The organism is Persicirhabdus sediminis, from assembly GCF_016595495.1.
GTDB lineage: Bacteria > Verrucomicrobiota > Verrucomicrobiia > Verrucomicrobiales > Akkermansiaceae > Persicirhabdus > Persicirhabdus sediminis.
The window spans coordinates 60408-81396 of record NZ_JAENIM010000032.1 but is presented as its reverse complement, the minus strand read 5'-3'; the positions used below and the strand labels follow the sequence as shown (position 1 = coordinate 81396).

At 47.6% G+C, this 20989-nt stretch carries 24 protein-coding genes; 17 read left to right on the top strand and 7 right to left on the bottom strand.

Features of this window, described 5'->3' with window-relative positions; translation table 11 throughout:
* Positions 1-21: 21 nt before the first annotated feature.
* Both dtd and tilS read right to left on the bottom strand, forming a co-directional pair.
* Positions 22-474 carry a D-aminoacyl-tRNA deacylase gene (dtd, locus tag JIN82_RS06360; protein ID WP_200310795.1) on the bottom strand — a complete coding sequence of 151 codons (453 nt, stop codon included), beginning with the start codon at positions 472-474 and terminating at the stop codon, positions 22-24.
* A gap of 1 nt (position 475) precedes the next feature.
* Positions 476-1429, bottom strand: a complete 954-nt coding sequence (gene tilS / locus JIN82_RS06355) for a tRNA lysidine(34) synthetase TilS (RefSeq protein WP_200310794.1) — start codon at positions 1427-1429, stop codon at positions 476-478.
* A 214-nt stretch (positions 1430-1643) separates the two neighbouring features.
* On the opposite strand from tilS, the gene JIN82_RS06350 reads away from it, so the two are divergent.
* From JIN82_RS06350 to JIN82_RS06275, 16 genes are all read left to right on the top strand, one after another.
* Positions 1644-2543, top strand: a complete 900-nt coding sequence (locus tag JIN82_RS06350; RefSeq protein ID WP_200310793.1) for an Lnb N-terminal periplasmic domain-containing protein — start codon at positions 1644-1646, stop codon at positions 2541-2543.
* A gap of 63 nt (positions 2544-2606) precedes the next feature.
* Positions 2607-3188: a hypothetical protein gene (locus JIN82_RS06345; protein WP_200310792.1), complete on the top strand. Its 582-nt coding sequence runs from the start codon at positions 2607-2609 to the stop codon at positions 3186-3188.
* A gap of 427 nt (positions 3189-3615) precedes the next feature.
* On the top strand, positions 3616-4443 hold the full coding sequence (locus JIN82_RS06340; protein ID WP_200310791.1) for a hypothetical protein: 828 nt from the start codon (positions 3616-3618) through the stop codon (positions 4441-4443).
* Positions 4444-4523: 80 nt separating this feature from the next.
* Positions 4524-5792, top strand: coding sequence for a transporter substrate-binding protein (locus JIN82_RS06335; protein WP_200310790.1), 1269 nt, complete (start codon positions 4524-4526; stop codon positions 5790-5792).
* Between the two features lie 183 nt (positions 5793-5975).
* Positions 5976-7619: an urea ABC transporter permease subunit UrtB gene (gene urtB, locus JIN82_RS06330; RefSeq protein ID WP_200310789.1), complete on the top strand. Its 1644-nt coding sequence runs from the start codon at positions 5976-5978 to the stop codon at positions 7617-7619.
* A gap of 17 nt (positions 7620-7636) precedes the next feature.
* Positions 7637-8785 (top strand): urea ABC transporter permease subunit UrtC, encoded by a 1149-nt coding sequence (gene urtC, locus JIN82_RS06325; protein WP_200310788.1) that lies wholly within the window; start codon positions 7637-7639, stop codon positions 8783-8785.
* A gap of 12 nt (positions 8786-8797) precedes the next feature.
* Complete coding sequence (gene urtD, locus JIN82_RS06320) at positions 8798-9586, top strand: urea ABC transporter ATP-binding protein UrtD (protein ID WP_200310787.1); 789 nt, start codon at positions 8798-8800, stop codon at positions 9584-9586.
* 12 nt (positions 9587-9598) lie between these two features.
* Positions 9599-10312, top strand: a complete 714-nt coding sequence (gene urtE, locus JIN82_RS06315) for an urea ABC transporter ATP-binding subunit UrtE (RefSeq protein ID WP_234041815.1) — start codon at positions 9599-9601, stop codon at positions 10310-10312.
* Positions 10313-10316: 4 nt separating this feature from the next.
* Positions 10317-10619, top strand: a complete 303-nt coding sequence (locus JIN82_RS06310; protein ID WP_200310786.1) for an urease subunit gamma — start codon at positions 10317-10319, stop codon at positions 10617-10619.
* Complete coding sequence (locus tag JIN82_RS06305; protein ID WP_200310785.1) at positions 10616-10936, top strand: urease subunit beta; 321 nt, start codon at positions 10616-10618, stop codon at positions 10934-10936. Before JIN82_RS06310 ends, JIN82_RS06305 begins: the two co-directional genes overlap by 4 nt.
* Positions 10937-10940: 4 nt before the next feature.
* A complete protein-coding gene (gene ureC / locus JIN82_RS06300) occupies positions 10941-12707 on the top strand; it encodes an urease subunit alpha (protein ID WP_200310784.1) in 1767 nt (588 codons plus the stop codon).
* Positions 12708-12716: 9 nt separating this feature from the next.
* Positions 12717-13148, top strand: a complete 432-nt coding sequence (locus JIN82_RS06295; protein WP_234041814.1) for an urease accessory protein UreE — start codon at positions 12717-12719, stop codon at positions 13146-13148.
* Positions 13148-13840, top strand: coding sequence for an urease accessory protein UreF (locus tag JIN82_RS06290; RefSeq protein ID WP_234041813.1), 693 nt, complete (start codon positions 13148-13150; stop codon positions 13838-13840). Before JIN82_RS06295 ends, JIN82_RS06290 begins: the two co-directional genes overlap by 1 nt.
* 4 nt (positions 13841-13844) lie before the next feature.
* The gene (gene ureG / locus JIN82_RS06285; RefSeq protein ID WP_200310803.1) at positions 13845-14477 is read left to right on the top strand and encodes an urease accessory protein UreG; all 633 of its coding nucleotides are present in this window, start codon (positions 13845-13847) and stop codon (positions 14475-14477) included.
* 2 nt (positions 14478-14479) lie between these two features.
* The gene (locus JIN82_RS06280; protein WP_200310781.1) at positions 14480-15316 is read left to right on the top strand and encodes an urease accessory protein UreD; all 837 of its coding nucleotides are present in this window, start codon (positions 14480-14482) and stop codon (positions 15314-15316) included.
* A 12-nt stretch (positions 15317-15328) separates the two neighbouring features.
* Positions 15329-15517, top strand: coding sequence for a Loki-CTERM sorting domain-containing protein (locus JIN82_RS06275; protein WP_234041812.1), 189 nt, complete (start codon positions 15329-15331; stop codon positions 15515-15517).
* A 5-nt stretch (positions 15518-15522) separates the two neighbouring features.
* Here JIN82_RS06275 and radC read toward each other — a convergent pair whose 3' ends face one another.
* The 4 genes from radC to JIN82_RS06255 are packed head-to-tail and all read right to left on the bottom strand — an operon-like array spanning position 15523 to position 19511.
* On the bottom strand, positions 15523-16248 hold the full coding sequence (radC, locus tag JIN82_RS06270; protein WP_200310779.1) for a RadC family protein: 726 nt from the start codon (positions 16246-16248) through the stop codon (positions 15523-15525).
* Between the two features lie 27 nt (positions 16249-16275).
* Complete coding sequence (locus JIN82_RS06265) at positions 16276-17415, bottom strand: LOG family protein (RefSeq protein WP_200310778.1); 1140 nt, start codon at positions 17413-17415, stop codon at positions 16276-16278.
* A 57-nt stretch (positions 17416-17472) separates the two neighbouring features.
* Positions 17473-19185, bottom strand: a complete 1713-nt coding sequence (locus JIN82_RS06260; RefSeq protein WP_200310777.1) for a sodium:solute symporter family protein — start codon at positions 19183-19185, stop codon at positions 17473-17475.
* Between the two features lie 20 nt (positions 19186-19205).
* Entirely contained in the window at positions 19206-19511 is a 306-nt protein-coding gene (locus tag JIN82_RS06255) for a DUF4212 domain-containing protein (protein WP_200310776.1), read from the bottom strand.
* Positions 19512-19700: 189 nt separating this feature from the next.
* Between JIN82_RS06255 and JIN82_RS06250 the strand changes: the two genes are divergently transcribed.
* Complete coding sequence (locus tag JIN82_RS06250; RefSeq protein ID WP_200310775.1) at positions 19701-20231, top strand: hypothetical protein; 531 nt, start codon at positions 19701-19703, stop codon at positions 20229-20231.
* Here JIN82_RS06250 and JIN82_RS06245 read toward each other — a convergent pair.
* Positions 20228-20863 (bottom strand): MarC family NAAT transporter, encoded by a 636-nt coding sequence (locus JIN82_RS06245; RefSeq protein WP_200310774.1) that lies wholly within the window; start codon positions 20861-20863, stop codon positions 20228-20230. The two genes, JIN82_RS06250 and JIN82_RS06245, sit on opposite strands and share 4 nt — an antisense overlap.
* Positions 20864-20989 lie beyond the last annotated feature (126 nt).

Sequence of the window (20989 nt, the reverse complement as noted above, 5' to 3'; positions counted from 1 at the left end):
GGCTCTAGCTAAGTGAGTCTATCATTCGCGGTTTTGAGAATCCATCGTGATGGTTACTGGACCATCATTCGTTAGGGTGACTTGCATTTCCGCGCCAAACCTTCCACTAGCTACACTTTTGCCAATTTGTTGGCTCATTTCTTTTTTGAAAGCTTCATAGAGAGGCATCGCGTGGTCAGGTCTAGCTGACTTGATGAAAGATGGGCGATTACCCTTTTTGGTGCTGGCGTGTAGCGTGAATTGGCTGATGACTAACACCTCACCGTCAACATCCATTAGTGAGCGGTTCATCTTGCCTTCATCATCACCGAAGATGCGCATTTTTGAGATTTTGCCACAAAGCCAGTTCACGTCATCTAGCCCATCGGCTTCTTCTATGCCTAGCAGGATAGCAAACCCGCTGCCTATTTGGCCGGCAACTTCACCTTCGATTTCTACCTTTGCCTGGGATACTCGTTGAATGATTACTCTCATGTTAGTCAGTTGATGCTTGGATAAATAAACGCTTTTCTTTACGCCGTAAAAATTGTCCTTTACTCAGGTTTACTTTGCTTGCTTGGCTGGGATCGACCAGTTGTAGGCATTCGTCGATCTTCTTGGCGTTGAGTTCCGCGACCTGATGTTTTTTTAGATAGAGGTATATTGCTCTCTTTAGCAGAGGGAGGTCTAGCTGCTGGAGCTTAGGTAAAAACAATCGCCCCTGAGGGTCTTCTATTTCTAGCGATTGGATATGTTGATCGATCCAGCTCTGGTTGGCTACTGCCATAGATTCAGCTCGGATGATAGAGCGCCTTGGGTCGCGGCCCATGATTTCCTTAGCCAGTGGCATGAGCTCGTTGCGGATACGATTGCGCACAGCAAAATCTTCTGCATTGCTAGAGTCTTCGCGGTAGGGGAGGTGGTGTTTTTTGATGTATTGATCAATCTCCTCACGTGAAATGTCTAGCATGGGACGCAGAATTGTTAGCTCGCCGTATTGCTGGGTAGATGAACTCGCTGACATGCCCCGCAGTCCAGCTGAGCCACGCATGAGGTTATAGAGGATTGTTTCTGCCTGATCGTCTGCGTGGTGGCCAAGAATCAGCTGATTGGCACCATGTTTTGCTGCACAGCTGGCGAAAAACTGGTAGCGAGTATGACGCGCAGCTAGCTCGAGCGAGATTTTTTCTTGTTGAGCCAGCTGGCTAACAGGCATTGAAGATGTCTCGATGGGAAGTTGATACTGGTTGGCGAGTTGGCGGACGAAATCCTCATCTCCATCAGATTCATTGCCTCTCAGTTGATGGTTGAGGTGGCAAATGATTAGATTGTTTAATCCGCTGCGAACTAACAAATCAAGCAGGGCCACGGAGTCTCTGCCGCCAGATACACCCACTAGGCTGAACTCTGAAGCCTCAAATGCAGATGGCCATTGCAGTCGCTCGATCATAGTCGAATTTGACCACGATTTTAGTCAGCTGACCAATGCAAAAATGAGTGATTGCTTTTCATCCTAACTAATGTCTCAATTGATGTAAATGAGCGTTCATTCTCAACTCAAATATAATTGGCCAGTGCGCTGCGTGCTCGTAATAGGCAAAGCCATAGCGTGCTTGTTCATCGCGCTGGCATGCTTGTGGGCGCTTGCCGCTGTGCATTTCGATATGCAGTCGCTTATTGGCAAAGCCGTCGCTTATCTAAGTTTCTTGTTGATGCTGGGTGCTTTGATTGTGCAGCGTGAACGTTTTGCGAAACTACGGATGGCTCTTCCCGTGGCCTTTTTTGTACTCATCCTCAGCTGGTGGTTGACGCTTAAGCCATCTAACGATCTTGACTGGATGGTTGATTTCAGAAATATCAGCTACGCGGAAATGGATGGTGATAAGGTGACGATTCACAATGTGCGCGACTTTGATTACCGCACCGACAAAGACTTCGATGAAAACTGGATTCAGCGAGAAGTTCATCTATCAAATTTTAAGGGGGCTGATATTTCAATGACCTACTGGGGGCCTACGCTCATTTGCCATACGATGATGAGTTTTGACTTTGGTCCAGACGGTATCATTTGTGTTTCTATCGAGACGCGAAAAGAAAAGGGGGAGGCCTACTCAGCGGTGAAAGGGTTCTTTAGGCAGTTTGAGCTCTATTATGTAGTAGCTACCGAGCGTGACCTTGTTCGCTTACGTACTAACTATCGTCAAAATGAAGAGGTTTACCTCTATCCATTAGTTAGTATGAACAAGGAGGACGGTAAAAAGCTCTTTCTCGACTATATAAAATCAATGAATGGGCTCAAGGACAGGCCGCAGTGGTATAATGCGGGGACGAGTAACTGCACGACTAACATCGCTGTGCATGTGAATGCGGTGCGACACGCAAAAGCTTGGGATTATAGGTTGTTAGCCAATGGTGGCCTAGAGGGAATGATGTATGGCAATGGCTCAATTCCTCATGATCGCCCCTTTGAGGAGATCAAAAAACGCCACCATATTAACAAGCGAGCCAGAGCCGCGGATCAAGATCCTGACTTTTCTCAAAAGATCCGCCAATGGGATGAGTAGAGGATTCGCTGTGTTGACGTCTTATTTAGAAGGTGTTATTTGTTGCTTCAAGCTTTAATTAGAATGATGAAAATACCTAATAGAATTATAAATACAGGAGCTCTGCTAGTGGCTGGATTAGTGATGATTCAGCCAATGCATGGCAAAGGTAAAGGTGATAAGGGTGGTAAACCTAATAAGGAAAATAAGGGCAAGGGACCGGATAAAGATAACAAAGGGCCCGACAAAAATGACAAAAAGCCAGATAAAAAGGACTCAGGTAAACCAGATAAAAAGGACCATTCTAAGTGGGACGCAGATGCTAAAGGCAAAGCAAAATTTAAAGACTCTGATAGAGATGAGCTGAGTAAGTATTTTGGCAAGTACAGTGGTAATGATCACGGTTTGCCACCAGGCCTAGCAAAAAATGTCCGTCGTGGTAAACCTCTCCCTCCAGGTTGGCAGAAGAAGGTTCAGCCAGGCTGGCGCATTGACGATGATTCGTGGAATGACTTTTCACGTATATCGAGAGAGTATCTGCCGAAGAATTTATCCTCGATAGCTGACACGGATTATTATCTATACGGCAATAGAGTTGTAAGAGTGCATAAGCCTAGCCGCGAGGTCGTCGACTTCTTAGATATTCCCAGTATTAAAATCAAGTAATCTAGCTGCATGCTAGTTATATGCTCAGCCCACTTTGAGGGCTGAGCATTTTTGTCGGTTAGTTGTTGGCTGTGCAGCTCTAGATGATCGTTAGTCAATTTGCATAGCATGTCGAAATCTTCGATTTGTATGTCAAATTTGCTTTAGTGTAGAGAGAGTGGCTAGAAAAGGTAAATGTGTGACATCGGGGTGTGAATGTTATTCATGCTAATCATGACCTTAAATATGTCATGGAGAAAAAGTGATAGGGAATTCTTTTTATGGCTTGAGAATGCAATAATAGCGGGTTTTTAAACAACGGTATGCTATGTTAGTTTTTGTTTTAATCGTTGTTTGGAACTCTGAGTGTGGATTGTTGGCACGGCGGCTGCTGAGTGGTTATGCAGATAGTGGAAAGCACTACTTAAATAATCAGACAATATACAACATGAAAAATATCTACACACTCGGGTTTATGTTAGCTGCTGCGGCAATCACATCTCTTCAGGCTGGCGAACCAATCGTCGCTGTTGAGCCAACTCCAGAAGTTAGCGATGCCGTTTCAGGTTCACTGAGCCTGGCTTACAACTCACACTTCATTTCATACGGTAAAGACGTATGGGCAGCTGGTACAGATTTCTACGGTAGCCAGAGCACATTCAACCCTGCGCTTAACTTAGATATCGCGCTAGCTGAAGGTTGGACAATGAGCTTGGGAACTTGGTGGGATGTGAATAACAATGCTCCTGATTCAATTGGTGGAGATCTTCAAGAGGTAGACGTTTGGTTAGGTCTCGCTTATAACTATCAGGCTCACACTATCTCAGCTACTTATCAGTCATGGTTATACGGAAGTGGTAATGAGCAGGTGCTAGACCTTACTTATGGTTACGAGCATTTCCTCAATCCATATATTACCATGCATACACGCCTCACAGAGGGTGCGAGCGGTGGCGAAACTGGTTACTTCTTCGTTCTTGGTATTTCACCAGAGAAAGAGTTTGAGTCATTCACTTTGTCTTTCCCTGTAGCCGTTGGTTTCACTCCAACAGAAGGATACCACGCTAAAGAAGATATCGCCGGTGGAGTAGTAGAATCTGATTCAGGATTCGGTTACGCAAGTGCAGGTGTTGTAGCTAGCGTGCCTCTCAACATCAACGCTGGTGATTGGTCTCTCGATGCTGGATTGGTTGCTTATTACACTGACCAGGATGTGACTACTAACGAAGATGACCTTTTCCTCACAGGTAGCTTCGGTCTTTCACTGAGCTTCTAATATCTATCTAGGTCTGAATTTTTTCAAGAGGGGGAGTGATCCTCCCCCTCGCATACATACACACAACAATAACAATTATTATGAAAAAAGTATCTTCAATGCTCAAAGTTACTCTAGCTGCGGGCGCTAGCACAATGATGGCTGTAGGCGCAATGCAAGCCGAGGAAGAAAAAGTAAAAGTCGGTGTGCTTCACTCTCTCAGTGGCACTATGGCTATCTCTGAAACATCACTGCGCGATGTGCTCTTGTTTACCTTCGACGAAATCAACTCTAATGGCGGCGTGCTAGGAAAGCAGATTGAGCCAGTTGTGGTTGATGGTGCTTCAGATTGGCCTCTGTTCGCTGAAAAAGCAGAGCAGTTGTTAGTTCAAGACAAAGTTGCCGCTACTTTCGGCTGTTGGACATCAGTTTCACGTAAATCAGTGCTTCCTGTTTATGAGAAGTACAATGGACTGCTCTTCTACCCAGTGCAGTATGAAGGTGAGGAAATGTCACCTAATATCTTTTACACAGCCGAGGCTGTAAACCAGCAGGCTATCCCTGCTGTAGACTTCCTGCTAGAGGAAGGATATAAGAAATTTTATTTGATCGGTACCGATTATGTTTACCCGCAGACAACTAACCTCGTACTGTTTGAGTACCTGCAGTCTAAGGGAGTGCCTGTAGAAAACATTGGTGGTGGCTTACGCAAAGATTCAGCTGGAGCTGTGATTAGTGCGGGTAATTACACTCCATTTGGTCATAGTGATTTCCAACAGATCGTTGCTGATATTCGTAAGTTTGCTTCATCTGGTGATGCTTGTGTGATCAACACAATTAACGGAGACGCCAACGTTCCTTTCTTCAAGGAGTTTGCTGCATCTGGTCTCACTTCTGAAGACTGCCCAGTAGTATCATTCTCACTTTCTGAAGATGAATTCCGCTCACTTCCTTCTAAGGATCTTGTAGGTCACCTTGGTTGCTGGACTTACTTCATGTCCATTGATAGCGATGCTAACAAAAAATTCATTGCTGATTTTAATGCATGGTTAGGTAAGACAAATGTTCCTGGTATCGTTAAAGAAAACCGCGTGACCTGCTCACCAATGGTGCTTTCCTACGATGGTGTTTACCTCTGGAAAGCTGCTGTAGAAAAAGCAGGCACTTTCGACCCAGTTAAAGTTATGCAGGCTCTTGAGTCAGGTGTTAGTTTCGATGGCCCAGGTGGAACCGTAACTTCACAGAGTAACCATCACTTAACAAAGACGGTCTATATTGGAGAGACTCTTGAGAACGGCCAGTTCAGCATCATTGAAGAAATCAAAGATGTGGTAGGTGAGCCATTCCTCAAAGGAACCTTCAGTAAGTAGAGTCTAGTGGCTGTCATTTGTTCTTAGCATTACAATACTTTCATTAGTCTAGCTGAAGGAGCTCTGTCGTTCAAACGGACGACAGAGCATTTTTTTAACCACGCAATGAGGTTGGCACAATCCGTGCTGAATCAAGTTTCAAATAATCAACGATGGTTGTTTGCTTAAGGGAAGGGGAACTATATGTTTATAGGAGGAAAATTATTAAAGTTAGTCGCATTACTAGTTAGTGTGTACATTTGTGCAAGCTCGGCTTTGCACGCTGCCGACGACCAGGCTAGGCAAGTATTAGTAGATCTGGTATTGGCTGAAGACGATGCCGCTACTCAGGCTAGCTTGGACAAGCTGGGGGAGTTAGGCGACGAGGTCATTGGTCAGTTTGTTGCGGCTTGGCGTGTTGGTCAGGTTTTTGTCGATGAGAAAAACGGTGGGCCAGTTGTGCTGATGCAAGTTGGTGAAGGGAAGTATGAAAACCTGCTGACAGGAGCTAGTGCTGCCATGTCTGCGGATGCTAAAATTGATCGTGCTTCACGCAAGCTCCGCAAGGATCTAAGACGCATCGTCGATCTGTTGGATCTGAAATCACCTGATTATAAGAAACGCATCGCAGCCGCTGATAAGTTAGGTAAAACTCAAAATGAAGAATATCTACCTGAGTTGAGAGAGTTGGCTGCCAAGCAAACTGATAAGAAAGTGAAGCGCGCTTTTGATGAGGCGGTCGCCATTTCTGAACTTAAAAATGGAAATGAAGATCAGCTTTTATCCGCAGTGATTGAGCTGGGAGAGTTACGCTCATTCGGTGCGAGAGATTATATCGAGAGTGTCTATCAGGATGCACAGCAGGCTGATGAGAAAAATACATCATTGATAAAGTCCTGCGAAACATCATTGCGCCTGATTGATGAACGACAAAAAATGTTGGATTTTGCCAGCACTCTTTTCCGAGGCTTGAGTACAGGTTCTGTCTTGTTGTTAGTCGCTTATGGCTTGGCCATTACCTTCGGTCAAATGGGCGTGATTAATATGGCGCACGGTGAGTTTATTGCCATTGGTGGCTACACGGTGTACTTGGTGCAAAACTTTTTCATCGCTAACTATGGTGTCGACTCAGATGTTTATGGTTGGTATTTTGCCGTTTCCCTGCCAGCAGCATTTATTGTATCAGCTCTGGCTGGAGCGCTGTTGGAGAAAGGCCTGATTCAGTTTTTGTATAAGCGTCCGCTGGAGTCACTTTTGGCAACCTGGGCGGTATCGATGGTGATGCAACAAGCTTTCCGCTTGAAGTTTGGCGCAGCTAACGTTTCTGTTTCTACTCCTGAGTGGTTGTCAGGAAGTTATGATTTCTTTGGGGTATTGATGTCCTACAATCGCCTGTCATTGATTGTATTTGCTATCCTCGTGGTGGTAGTGACTCGCCTCTTATTAAGTAAAACCAGCTGGGGCCTGCACGTCAGAGCGACTATGCAAAACCGCCAGATGGCAAGCAGCTTAGGCGTGCCTTCAGCTAGAGTGAATATGCTCACCTTTGCTTTTGGTTCTGGTCTAGCTGGCTTGGCAGGGGCGTTCTTATCTCAGATTGGTAATGTGGGACCTTCTATGGGACAGACATACATTGTTGATAGCTTCATGGTTGTTGTTGTTGGAGGTGTAGGTAACTTGATTGGCGCTGCTATTTCATCATTAGGCATCGGCATGATAGACCAAGGTCTGCAGCCATTATTGGGACCTGTTATGGGGAAAATTACTGTGCTGTTCCTAATTATTATATTTTTACAATTCAAGCCAGGCGGGCTGTTCCCAGCACGTAGCCGAAGCTTAGATGATTAATTCGAACTGATAGAATAATGAATAATCGATTATTACCATTTGATACGATTGGAGAAAAAATAGCGCTGGCGGTATTAGCCATCTTTGTCGTTATATTTCCTCTAATGAATACGCTGTTTCCTGCGGATTCGGCATTACATATCACCACCTTCCAGCTGAGTGTGTGGGGCAAGTACCTTTGCTACGCAGTACTCGCGATTAGCTTGAACTTCCTCTGGGGCTACACCGGGTTGTTATGTTTGGGGCAATGTTTGTTCTTCGCGCTCGGTGGTTATGCATTTGGCATGTACCTGATGCTGATGATTGGTGACTTAGGTGCCTACGGTACGAGCTTGCCTGACTTCATGGTGTTCCTTGGATATTCCGAGTTACCAGTACATTGGAAGCCATTTTACAACCCATGGTTTGCGGTATTTGCCGCCATGTGGGTGCCTGGCTTAGTTGCCTTTGTCTTTGGCATGTTAGCATTCCGCTCACGTATTAAAGGTGTTTACTTTTCTATTCTCACACAGGCTCTAACTTATGCAGCTGCATTGCTGTTTTTCCGCAATGATTTCACCTTTGGTGGTAACAACGGCTTCACGGATTTCAAATTCATCTTTGGGCACGACATTCGCGAGGCTTCCGTATCCAGAGCATTGTTTTGGGCATCAGGATTTTTGTTAATTGGCGTCTATTACCTTATCGCCTACTTGCTGAAGAGCAAGTTTGGTCTGGTTCAAAGAGCGATTAGAGACTCGGAAAACCGCGTACGTTTCTCAGGCTATTCAACAACACATTACAAAGTATTTATCTTTGTCGTTAGTGCGATGATTGCAGGTCTGGCTGGAGCTCTCTATGTGCCTCAAGCTGGCATCATCAACCCGAGCGAGATGTGGCCAACTAAGGGATTAGATATTGTTGTTTGGGTTGCCGTTGGTGGTCGAGGAAGTAAGTTTGGTCCTATTATTGGAGCTGTGCTTATCAACTTGCTCAAGAGTTATACCACGCGAGTTTATCCAGAGAGTTGGCTGATTATTCTAGGGCTGGTGTTCCTATTAGTTGTCTTGTTTATGCCTAACGGTGTGGTTGGTTTGTGGGATCAAGTTAAAGCCTGGATTCAATCAAGAAAAGCAGATCCGCCAGCTACGGTAGAACCGCAATTGGCTGTAGAAAATGAATCATAGAAAGGTAAGATCATGGTTAATAGTGTAGTTTATAAAGACACAGATTTAGTATTATCAGTTGAGTCAGTTAGTAAGTCATTTGATGGATTCAAAGCAATCAACGATCTTAACTTTTACCTCGGTGAGGGAGAATTGAGAACAATTATTGGACCTAACGGAGCAGGTAAAAGTACCTTCATGGACCTAATTACTGGACGGACTCGTCCTGACGAAGGAACGGTAACATTCCACCAAGATGATGGACATGATCTCGATCTCACAAAGTTGCGTGAGTACCAGATCAACCGCTTGGGGATTTCTCGGAAATTTCAAACTCCAAGTGTCTATCAAGATCACAGCGTCTACGATAACATCGTGCTATCGCTCAATCATGGCCGCGGCGTGTGGCAGTCACTTTTATACAAAGAAAGCGCTGCTGACAAAGAGGCCATCGAAGAAGTGCTAGAAACCGTTCGTCTGCAAGATCTATGCAATGAGCGCGCTGGATTGCTCTCACATGGTCAGAAGCAGTGGTTAGAAATTGGCATGTTGTTGGCGCAAAAACCAAGGATTCTCCTAGTGGATGAACCCGCAGCAGGCATGAGTGATGAAGAAACTGAGCGCACTGGTGAGTTGTTGCTTAGCCTAGAAGGCAAGCACAGTATTATGGTGATTGAGCACGATATGGAGTTCATTCGTCAGATCGCGCGTAAGGTGACTGTGCTTCATCAAGGGCATGTGCTTAAGGAAGGAAAGTTCCTTGAAGTCGCTAATGATCCAACGGTGAAGGAAGTATATTTGGGGAGACAAAAACACGACTAGGAAGGTAGAAATATGGTAACTGAAGATACAATGTTAGGATTGGATAAGGTAAATGTCTCTTATGATGGATCACTTATTCTGAGGGATGTTAGTTTTGATCTGCCGCAGAATTCTGTGCTCGCGCTATTGGGGCGTAATGGTGTGGGGAAGACGACCTCGCTGAAGACGATTATGGGCATTGCTCCGTCTAGCTCAGGGGTGATCAGCCTCGATGGGTTAGAACTGCAAAACCTCTCAACCGAGAAGCGAGCGCGTTCAGGGATTGGTTATGTGCCTCAGGGGAGGGACATCTTTCCTAATTTAACAGTTTGGGAGAACTTAAAAGTTAGCCTGAGTGTGCACGGCAAAGAGGCGTGGAACAAGCTGGATGAAGTGTATGAGCTCTTCCCAGTTCTCAAGGAAATGAAGGATCGTAAAGGAGGAGTGCTGTCAGGTGGCCAACAACAACAGTTAGCTATCGGTAGGGCTCTGCTAACTAATCCTAAAGTATTATTACTAGACGAGCCTACTGAAGGTATTCAGCCTTCAATTATTGATCAGATCGAAGATGCGATTATTTACCTAAAGAATAACTATGAGATGAGTATCTTACTAGTTGAACAATATTTGGACTTTGCTAAAGCTTGTTCTGATTATTTCTGCATTATGGAGCGTGGCTCGGTTGTGGAAAGTGGTGAAATCAGCGCGTTGTCTGATGAGCTGATTGAAAAATACCTAGCAGTTTAAAAACATGCATTTAACTCCAAGAGAACAGGAAAAGTTGATGGTCGTAGTGGCTGCCGACTTAGCTCGCCGACGTCAGGGGCGTGGGCTTAAGCTCAATTATCCAGAAACGGTGGCGATTCTAACTTACGAAATCTTCGAAGGCGCTAGAGATGGTAAAACCGTGGCTCAGCTGATGGATGAGGGAACGCGGATTCTCAGCCGGGATGACGTTATGGATGGAGTCCCTGAAATGCTGCACGAAGTGCAGGCTGAAGCTACCTTTCCAGACGGCACGAAACTTGTAACCATTCACAACCCGATCCAATGATTCCTGGAGAAATTATATGTGCTGATGACGATGCTGAGTTGCAAGCTAACGCTGAACTCGAATTGCTGACGGTCCTCGTTAGTAATACAGGTGATCGACCGATTCAGGTGGGTAGCCATTATCATTTTTATGAAGTGAATCCGTCACTGCAATTTGATCGCGAGCTAACACGGGGGTTTCGTTTAAACATTCCAGCTGGCACAGCTGTAAGGTTTGAGCCAGGTGATGAACGTGAAGTTAATCTAGTGGCGCTAGCTGGAAGCCGTGTCGTTTGGGGATTACGTGGAGAAGTTAACGGGGAGTTAGATAATCAATAAGACGATGTCATTAAAACTAACAAGAAAGCAATACGCAGAGCATTTTGGCCCGACGATAGGTGATCGAGTTCGCTTGGCTGATACCGAATTATTCATCCAGATCGAACGCGATATGGTGGTGGAGAAAAGCGGTTACGGCAATGAAGTGAAATTCGGTGGAGGTAAAGTGATTCGCGATGGCATGGGGCAGTCGTCCCAGGCACTTGATGCGGAGTGTTTAGATTTAGTCATTACTAATGCCACAATCATTGATGCTGAGTTAGGTATCATCAAAGCGGATCTTGGCATCAAGGCTGGCCGCATTGTAGGTGTGGGGCACGCTGGTAATCCCGATATTCAGGATGGTATTGGTTCATTAGTTCCGCACCCTGAGACTGGGGAGTTGGATAAGATGATCATTGGTGCTGGTACTGAAGTGCTCGCTGGTGAAGGAAATATCATCACCGCTGGAGGAGTTGATTCTCACATTCACTTTATTTGTCCTCAGCAGATAGATGAAGCTCTGAGTAGTGGCGTTACTACGATGTTAGGTGGGGGCACTGGCCCAGCTACAGGAACTAATGCAACGACCTGTACGCCAGGAGAGTGGTACATGCACCGCATGATTGAGGCGGCTGATGAATACCCGATGAACCTTGGGTTCTTAGGTAAAGGCAACTGTGCCACCAAAGAGCCGCTGCGTGAGCAAGTTCTAGCAGGTGCGATAGGTTTGAAGCTGCACGAAGACTGGGGAACCACGCCAGCGGCGATCGATACATGTTTGTCGGTTGCTGATGAGATGGACATTCAGGTGGCTATTCATACCGATACTCTTAATGAGGCAGGCTATTTAGAAGATACTTTGAAAGCTTTTGATGGGCGTACGATTCATACCTATCACTCTGAAGGCGCTGGTGGAGGTCACGCTCCAGATATCATGAAAGTGTGTTCTCACCCTAACGTTTTACCTTCCTCAACTAACCCAACACGTCCATTTACTCACAATACCATTGATGAGCATTTAGACATGTTGATGGTCTGCCATCATCTTGATTCGAAGATTCCTGAGGATGTTGCTTTTGCTGAATCACGTATTCGTCCACAGACGATTGCCGCAGAAGATATTTTGCACGACAAGGGGGCAATTTCCATGATCTCCTCAGATAGTCAGGCCATGGGACGAGTAGGTGAAGTAGTGATGCGAACTTGGCAAACTGCGCATAAAATGAAGTTGCAGTTTGGTAAGTTAGAATCAGAAGATCATCCCGATGCGGATAACTTCCGAGCTCTACGTTACGTGGCAAAATACACTATCAATCCAGCCATTTCACATGGAATGGCGCACGAGATTGGCTCTTTGATGGTTGGTAAGTTGGCTGATATTGTGATGTGGAAACCGATGTTCTTTGGCGTCAAACCTGAGTTAGTGCTTAAGGGGGGCATGATTGCCTTGGCTAATATGGGCGATCCTAATGCCTCTATTCCGACACCTCAGCCATGTTATTATCGTCCGATGTTTGGTTCACATGGTGAGGCAAAATTCAAAACATCACTGACCTTTGTTAGCAAAGCTTCGCTAGAAGCTGGCTTAGCTAAGAAGTTGGGCGTGAAAAAGCAGTTAGTTCCCGTGGTAAATACTCGTAAGGTGACAAAAGCTGATTTGTTATTTAATGACGCGATGCCTGATATCGATATTGATCCGGAAACCTACACGGTTACCGTAGATGGAGAAGTGATTGGCTGTGAACCTTTGACTGAGCTGCCGATGGCGCAGCGTTATTTCTTATTCTAAGCAGAGAGAATGGCAGCGGTGTTGATAGACTCAAAATGGGACGCAGAACCTGCAACTGATGCAGTGGAGGTTCAGCTAGATCGCCATGCACTTTATAAAAGGAGATGGCGGGCAACTGCCTCTAATGGCGTGGAGCTTGCGTATGGGCTGAGGACGGCGGCCAAACACGGTGATTATTTCAAAGGCGTGGATGGCAGCTGTTATCATATTCAGCAGCTTGCTGAAGAGATCATTGAAGTCCCCATGCCTCAGTCATTAGAGATGGCAGCTAAAGTTGGTTGGTATTTGGGTAATCAGCATCTTGCTGTCGAAGTGCGTGCGGATAAAATTATCCTCGAGTACGTGCACACTTTAGCCAAATCGCTAGATCGCATTGGAATTCCCTATCAGGTAACCCAGGGGGTGTTTCTCTGTGGCATGCACTCTAGCCATACTCATTGATGATGGACATGATAGACGATGATTTCAGCTGGCTAGCAGCCGTGATGCATTTCTCAGATGGAGTTCTGCCTGTTGGAGCCTACGCCCATTCGCTTGGCCTTGAGGGCGTGGTGCAGACGGGTATGGTCAAATCAGGTGATGAGTTAGAAACCTTTTTGCTGCGAGATGTCAGTGACTCTTTGTTGTGGGTTGATGTTCCTTTGGTCGCTCATGCATGGCGTGCATGCGAAAGTGGTCAGCTGGCATTGTTGCACGAGCTAGATGAACTTTGTTGGGCGGCGCGTCCAGCCCGCCAGCTACGCGAGTCTGCCAGTAAAATCGGTCGTCAGCAATGGCGAGTCTATCAACAGACCTGGGCGCGCGATGCTGGATTGCCAGATATAGACTGGGTCTATCATCAAAGTCCTGTCGTATTAGGCTGTTTGATGCACCATCAAGGGGCTCCTGTGGCGGCTGCTTGTTGGTCGTTTGTATATCAAACTTATTCAGCTTTTTTGCAAGCGGCATTAAAATTGCTACCGATTGGGCCACGACTTACTCAGGAAGTTTTGCAACGAGCATTGAGGGAAATTCGCCCTCAACTAGCTGAAGCGATGCATCGTGAGTTAGACGAGATTGGCAGCTTCAATCCTGTATGGGATTTGGCGGCCGCTCAGCATGAAGGGGCAAAAGCGAGAATGTTTATTTCATAAAATGATGCAAAGTGAAAAAAAATCAGCGATTAGAATAGGAGTTGGCGGACCCGTTGGCTCTGGCAAGTCTACCTTGTGCCTGAAGATTTGTGAGCGCTATGGAAAGACTCGCAATATGGCCGTCATTACTAACGATATTTACACTCAAGAAGATGCGAAGATGCTTATTCGCCATCAGGCTTTACCACCCGAGCGCATCATTGGTGTGGAGACGGGAGGCTGTCCTCACACCGCGATTCGGGATGATATCTCAATGAATCTGGATGCCATTGATGAGATGGAACGACGTTTCGAGGGGCTAGAATTTGTTCTGGTAGAAAGTGGTGGTGACAACCTAACCGCGACATTTTCACCCGAACTAGCTGATATTTTCATTTACGTCATTGATGTCACCGAAGGTGATGACATCCCACGAAAAGGAGGCCCGGCGATTGCTCATTCTGATTTTCTGGTGGTGAATAAGGTGACTCTAGCACCATATGTTGGAGCTGACGTTGAGCGCATGAAACTCGACTGTGAGAGTAAGCGTAGTGGTAAGCCATTTATGATGATGGATCTAAAGGAGCCAGTTGGATTAGAAGAATTTTTCGAATGGTTTGACCGCGATGTTCTGTTTGCTGATATTGAGAATAGTTAGTCATGTTATCTACCAGCATCACATCTGAAGCTAAGTTGCGCTTTGAGAAGCGTGATGCGCCATTGCGCACAGTGATGTCGCGCCGGCTCGTTGGAGGTTTGAGCCACTTGAGCAAGCCATATTGGAATGGGGATACTCTGGCTGTGCAGTTAGTGAATCCAACAGCTGGTTTGTTTGGTGGCGATTCTCTGTCTATTGAGCTCGTGGTTGCTGACGGTGCGCGGGTGGCGATCACTTCACCTAGCGTGACTCGCTTTCATACCATGAAGGCTGATGAAATCGCGCTGATGGACCAAGATATCTCTGTTGGACAGGGCGCTTTGCTAGATTTCTGGCCAGAATGGGTGATGGCTCAAAAAGACGCGCGAGTTCGGCAGCGTAACCGCATCCAGTTGGCTGCAGATGCATGCATGGTTTTTTATGATGGATTCGCTCCTGGGCGTGAGGCTCACGGTGAACTGAATGACTACGCTCTCTATCACAATGAGCTAGATATTTATGTCGAGGGGAAATTGCTAGCTCGTGAGCGCACTCGCTTGGAACCAGTTGACCGCAAGCTTCCTGTATTGATGCCTTCTTGGGACGCTTGTTATTTGGCGTCCGTCTGGTGCTACTCTGGTGATCAGGTCAACGATGACGTGGCTGAGTTAGCCTCCGTACTAGCCCTGATAGAGGATGACGAAAACCACATGGTGTCATTCACTAAGCTAGGTGACGGGCTCAGTGTATTCAGGCTGATGGCGGCGAACGCGGTTAGTTTGCGACGTCTCTCAGAGCTGATTCGCGCTGAGATCATTCAGCGACTCACAAAGCATAAAGTAAACTTTCGAAAACTGTAGACCATGAAATTTATGAATAAGAAATACCAAAGACTAATGACTGGGATGTTATTGTTAGCATCCGCGCTGCCTGCAGCAGCTCACTGTGATGGAACCAGCCACGATGACTGGCCATTTCCTGATTTCAGCTGGCCTACATTGATAGCCATCGCAGGTGTTGCCGTGGTCTATTTTGTCACGAAGAAGCGCCGCGAAAGCTAAGTTTTTCACACCAGCCCGTGTTCACTGAACGAATAATACGGGCTGGTATCGGCTGACTCGCTAGATGGGTGGCCAATGATGACGTGATCGATTAGGCCCAGATTCATCACTTCTGCAGCCTTTTTAGTTCTATGGGTGATATCTCTATCAGCACGGCTAGGGCTAGGGTCGCCAGATGGATGGTTGTGGACGACGGCAAATGCGACGGCCTGGTTTATGAGGACGTGACGAATGATATCACGCGGCTCACAGATACTTTGGGTGGCGCTGCCACTTGATAGATCGATGACACGTAAGACCTGTTGTTTATTATTAAACAGGATGACTAGCACGCGTTCTTTGGTTTCGTGTGCTAGCTGGGGAGCCATGTAGTTATAAATTTCCTCAGGGCTGTTGATTGTAGCTGATAACATGCTCTGCCTAGCAGCTCTGGATCCGACTTCAAAAATAGCTGCTAGCTGGCATGCTTTTGCTAGACCAATGCCATGTTCTTGGCTGAGCTGGTCAGTATTCAAGCTGGCGAGTTGACGCAGCCCGCCGTATTTCTGAATGAGCATGCGCCCCATCTCTATGGCGCTCATGCCCGCGACACCGACCCGCAGGATAATGGCTAACAACTCTTCGTCAGCTAGAGCGGCAGGGCCTAGCTGTTGGAGTTTTTCGCGTGGGCGAATCGGCTCGGGTAGATCTGTAACTCTATCGTGCATGGGGAAAACGTTAGTTCTCCCCATAATACCCCAGCTGGCTGAGTGTGCGAGCTATTTCAGCTCACCTTTAACGGGTGGGTGATCGCAGACGAACTGGGCGATTTCGCTCGCGCTATCTGAGCAGAGAAGCATGTCGCTGTATGTTCGGCCTTGGGCTAGCTGTTTGAGACATGGATAGAGCATGGTCTCCACGCAGTAGCGCTGAGTGCCAAGGAAGATCATCGGGCTGATCCAGTCGAAGGTGCCGTAGTGGTTTTGCGTGGCGTCCATGAAGATTTCCTGCGTGGTGCCGGCGCTGCCTGGTGCGTAGATGACGCCGTGCAGAGCGATGGCTAGCAGCCCATCTTCGCGGATGCTGTTGGAGAAATATTTGGCAACATGCTTAGAGAACATGTTAGTTGGTTCGTGGCCGTAAAACCAAGTTGGCACGGCTAGGCTAGATGCGCCGTCAGGGTGAAGTTCTAGCACTTCATAGGCGCGGTCCATGTACCCATCGCTGGTAAAAATGGGAGAGCGGCCAAGAATAGCTAGTGATTGATCTAGCAATTCATCTGGAGCGTTAGCTAGCCAAGCACCGAGGTTAGCCGCTTCCATGATACCAGGCCCACCACCTGAGGCGATGAAGTATCCTCGGCGTGTGAGCTCGCGCGCGATCCAGACGACTTTCTTAAAGAATGGATCGGTGCGCGATTTGCCGTGTCCGCCCATGATGCCGACCACTTTTTTGACGCCACCCGGTTCGGTTTTTCCTTCGAGCAAATCTAGCAATGCCTCGTCTACCGCGTGGTCGTGGATGCGCTGAGCGAGAGCCTCTAGCATACTCGGGCGAGCTTGGCGTGCGCTATGGTAGTGGTCGTAAATTTGTTTATCGTAGCTGAGGTCTTTTTCAGCCGTCCAGCCAGCCATGAGCTCGTCGCGGGTGTAGAGCTTTGAGCGAAATGGTCGGTAAGGAACGCCGTGCAAGCGCGGGAATATCATTGCCCCTTTAGTCATCAGCCACTCGGCTTTGATAGACTCAGGGAAATCACAGCCGAGAAATACCGCGCCCTCGCAGGGAGTATTGTGCCAATCTACATCGATGGTGCGAAAATCAACGCCTTGGACCATGGCCTGTTGCAGGCACGGTTCTGATTCGATTTCCTTTTGCAGGGCGTCTTTTCCGCGGATGACTTTGCTATATCTAGTTGGCATGATAACAAGCTAGCTGATGGGAGTTATTTTTCAACTCAGCTAGCTAACTAATATGGATTAATCCTTAGCGTAGGCGTCGCGTGGCAGGCGCACGCTGTTGACGAGCTGAGCGATATGCTCTGGTGCTTTTGGGGTGAATTTGCATACCAGCCCAGCGATGACAAAGTTGACTAACAATCCAATCGAGCCGATTCCTTCAGGTGAGATGCCAAACAGCCAATGCTCAGCATTATTGAGCTCTGGGTTCATGAACTTGAAGTAAATGATGTAGGCTGCGGTGAAAGTGATGCCAGAGATCATGCCCGCTATGGCGCCTTCTTTGTTCATGCGCTTGGAGAAAATGCCCATCACAATCACTGGGAAAAACGACGATGCTGCTAGGCCGAAGGCAAAGGCAACGACAGAAGCAACAAAGTCAGGCGGGTGAATGCCAAAGTAACCGGCAACGATGACGGCGCCGCCAGCTGCAATTCTAGCAATTTTGAGCTCTTGTTTATCGGTGAGGTTAGGGTTGATGGTCTTCTTGAATAAATCGTGAGCGACGGCGGTGGAGATAACTAAGAGCAGTCCAGCTGCTGTTGATAGAGCTGCTGCTAGGCCGCCAGCGGCGACGAGTCCGATGACCCAAGCTGGGAGCTGAGCGATCTCAGGGTTAGCCAGCACGATGATGTCCTTGTCCACAGTGAGCTCATTTTCAGCTAGTGGTGGCGCGCCAGCTGGCTGCACCGTGCCCGTGTAATTGATCAGCCCGTCGTTATTCTTATCTTGCCAGCTGATGAGGCCTGTATCGGACCATTTTTCAAACCACTGAGGCGCTTCTACGCGTGGGGTTTCATTGACTGCTTCTAGCAAATTGAGTCTAGCAAATACCGAGATAGCAGGAGCTGTAGTGTAGAGGATGGCAATGAAGAGGAGCGCCCAGAAAGCTGAGGTTCTAGCGGCGGATACTTTTTTCACTGTGTAGAAACGAACAATCACGTGGGGTAGACCAGCGGTTCCTAACATCAGCGCTGCCGTGATACAGAAGACATCAATGGTAGACTTCGAGCCATCTGTGTAGGTACCAAATCCTAGCTGGGCGCTGAGACCATCTAATCTTTCAAGAATGAATTGGCCGCTATCTTTGTATTCACCGCCAAATGCTATCTGTGGAATGGGATTGCCAGCCATCTGGAAGGCAATGAAAAAGGCGGGAACCATGAAGGCAAAAATCAACACGCAGTACTGGGCTACCTGAGTGTAGGTGATGCCTTTCATGCCACCTAACACAGCGTAGAAAAAGACGAGTGCCATGCCAATGATGACGCCCCAAGTGACGTCGACATTAAGGAAGCGCGAGAAGACAACACCAACGCCGCGCATCTGCCCACAGACGTAGGTGAAGCAGACAAAGATGGCGCAGATGACGGCGACGATGCGAGCTGCCTGTGAGTAGTAGCGGTCGCCGATGAAATCAGGCACGGTGAATTTGCCAAAGCGGCGCAGGTAGGGAGCTAACAATAGTGCTAGAAGCACGTAGCCACCGGTCCAGCCCATGAGGTAACAACCACCGTCGCGGCCCATGGTAGAGATCGCTCCAGCCATGCCAAGGAACGATGCGGCGCTCATCCAATCAGCTGCGGTAGCGAGACCGTTAGCGATGGACGGTACACCGCCACCAGCCACATAGAAATCTTTGGTAGAGCCGGCGCGCGAGCGGATAGCGATATAGATGTAGAGCGTGAAAGAAAGCCCGGCGATGATGAATGTCCACAATTGTACTGGGTCCATAGGATTTGGTGCAGTTAGGGTTAGTGGTCAGAGGCGTCCATTTCCCCTTCTTCTTTGCCGTCTAGCAGCTCTTTATCGAGCTTGTTCATGAGCAATACGTACACCCCGATGAGGCCAAGAAAGACAAGGATGCTACCTTGCTGGGCCATCCAAAAACCAAGTTTGAAGCCGGTTCCCGGGATGGTGATTTTGTCGAGTTCATCCACAAAAAGCACGCCAGCGCCTAATGAAGCCATGAACCAGATGGACAGCAGGATAAATAGATAGGTGATGTTTTTGCGCCAATATTTGGCACGGGCTTCCGCGGTAGTGGGATGTTCTTTCATAGGGATGGTGGGAGGGGTGACGTGAAGGGATTGATTATCAACTAGAGAGAAAGGTGAGTTTTGAAAAGCAGAAAGCTTAATATGAGGCGTGATCTCTGGCTGTCATACATAATAAGCTCATATTGGGTTAGAATAGGCTCGATAGATTTAAGCATTGTCGGTGACTAGCTAGCTGGCTAGAAATTTAGAATGCAGAAACTTGAAGGACCGGAAAAGCGCATGAGGAATATTGTCTTGGCAATAGGTATGGTCTTTATGTTAGGAGGTGTTTTCGTGGGCAACCGAGCGGTGACCGCGGCGATAAAAAAACGTCAGGCGGCCAATGCTAAGCAGGCGGTTAGCGAGGAAGCGGTGAAAGCAGAGCTGGTGAATGAGGAAGCTAGCATGAGCCCAGAAGCCGAGCTGGAGCAGATTGCCGCTAAGCTGAATGAGACGCTGCCACGCCAGCTGGATGCGGCGACTCGGCTGGAGAGCTCGTCAGCTGAGCCGGGCTTACAGCTACATTATTTTTACACCCTGCTAGGTACTGAGCTAGCAGCTGATGATAGTTTTGCAGAGAGAACTAATGAGCTGCGCACTCGTTTGCTAGAGAACTACCGTGACAGCGCAGAGATGAAGCGGCTGCGCGATCTGGGAGTGACTTTGGTTTACATCTACAAAGATGAGGCCGGTAATGAGCTGGCGCGCATTGAGATCACGCCAGCTGATTTGGCTAACTAGCTGGTTGGAATCAATGGCAGCACGCCATTGATGACTAGCTGGACACCCATGCAGAGGAGGATGAATCCCATGATCTTGGTTAGGGCGTTAGCGCCGTTGACGCCAAGGAATTTGAGGATGAGCTCTGAGTTGTGCAATACCAGCCAGCAGATCAAACAGACTAGCAGGATGGCGGCGCTGAGCGTGAGGTAGGCGGGCACATTCCAGCCGCTTACTAGAGAGGTGGTGCCCATGACTGAGGCGATGGCACCTGGGCCAGCTAACAATGGCATGGCGAGTGGGGAAAATGAGATGTCATCTTTGGCTTTGACCTCGTGATGTTCTTCTTGGCTGTGGGTATCCTCGGTTTTTGGGCTGAGCAGGTTGAAGGCGGTTTTGGCAATGATGAGCCCGCCAGCGATGCGGATGCCTTCTAAGCTGAGGCCAAAGAAATGCAGGATAAAACTACCAGCTAGCAGGAAGCTCATGAGGATGATGAGCATGTATAGCGAACCTTTGGCGGCTAGCTTGTGGCGTTGCTCTACCTTATCTCCATCTGTGATAGAGAGGAAAATAGCAGCATTGCCGAGCGGGTTTGCTATCGGCAATAGGGCTGCAAAGCAGGTGATGAAGAGGTGGGATAGGTTGTCCATCTGCACGCAGCTTGCTAGAAAGTGCGGCTTGTGGCAATGAAGAAGGGGAATTTGTTAGTTTTCAGTTTGTAGTTTTCAGTTTTCAGATCGCAAGCGAGGATAGTCAGCTGCTTGGAGAGATAGTCA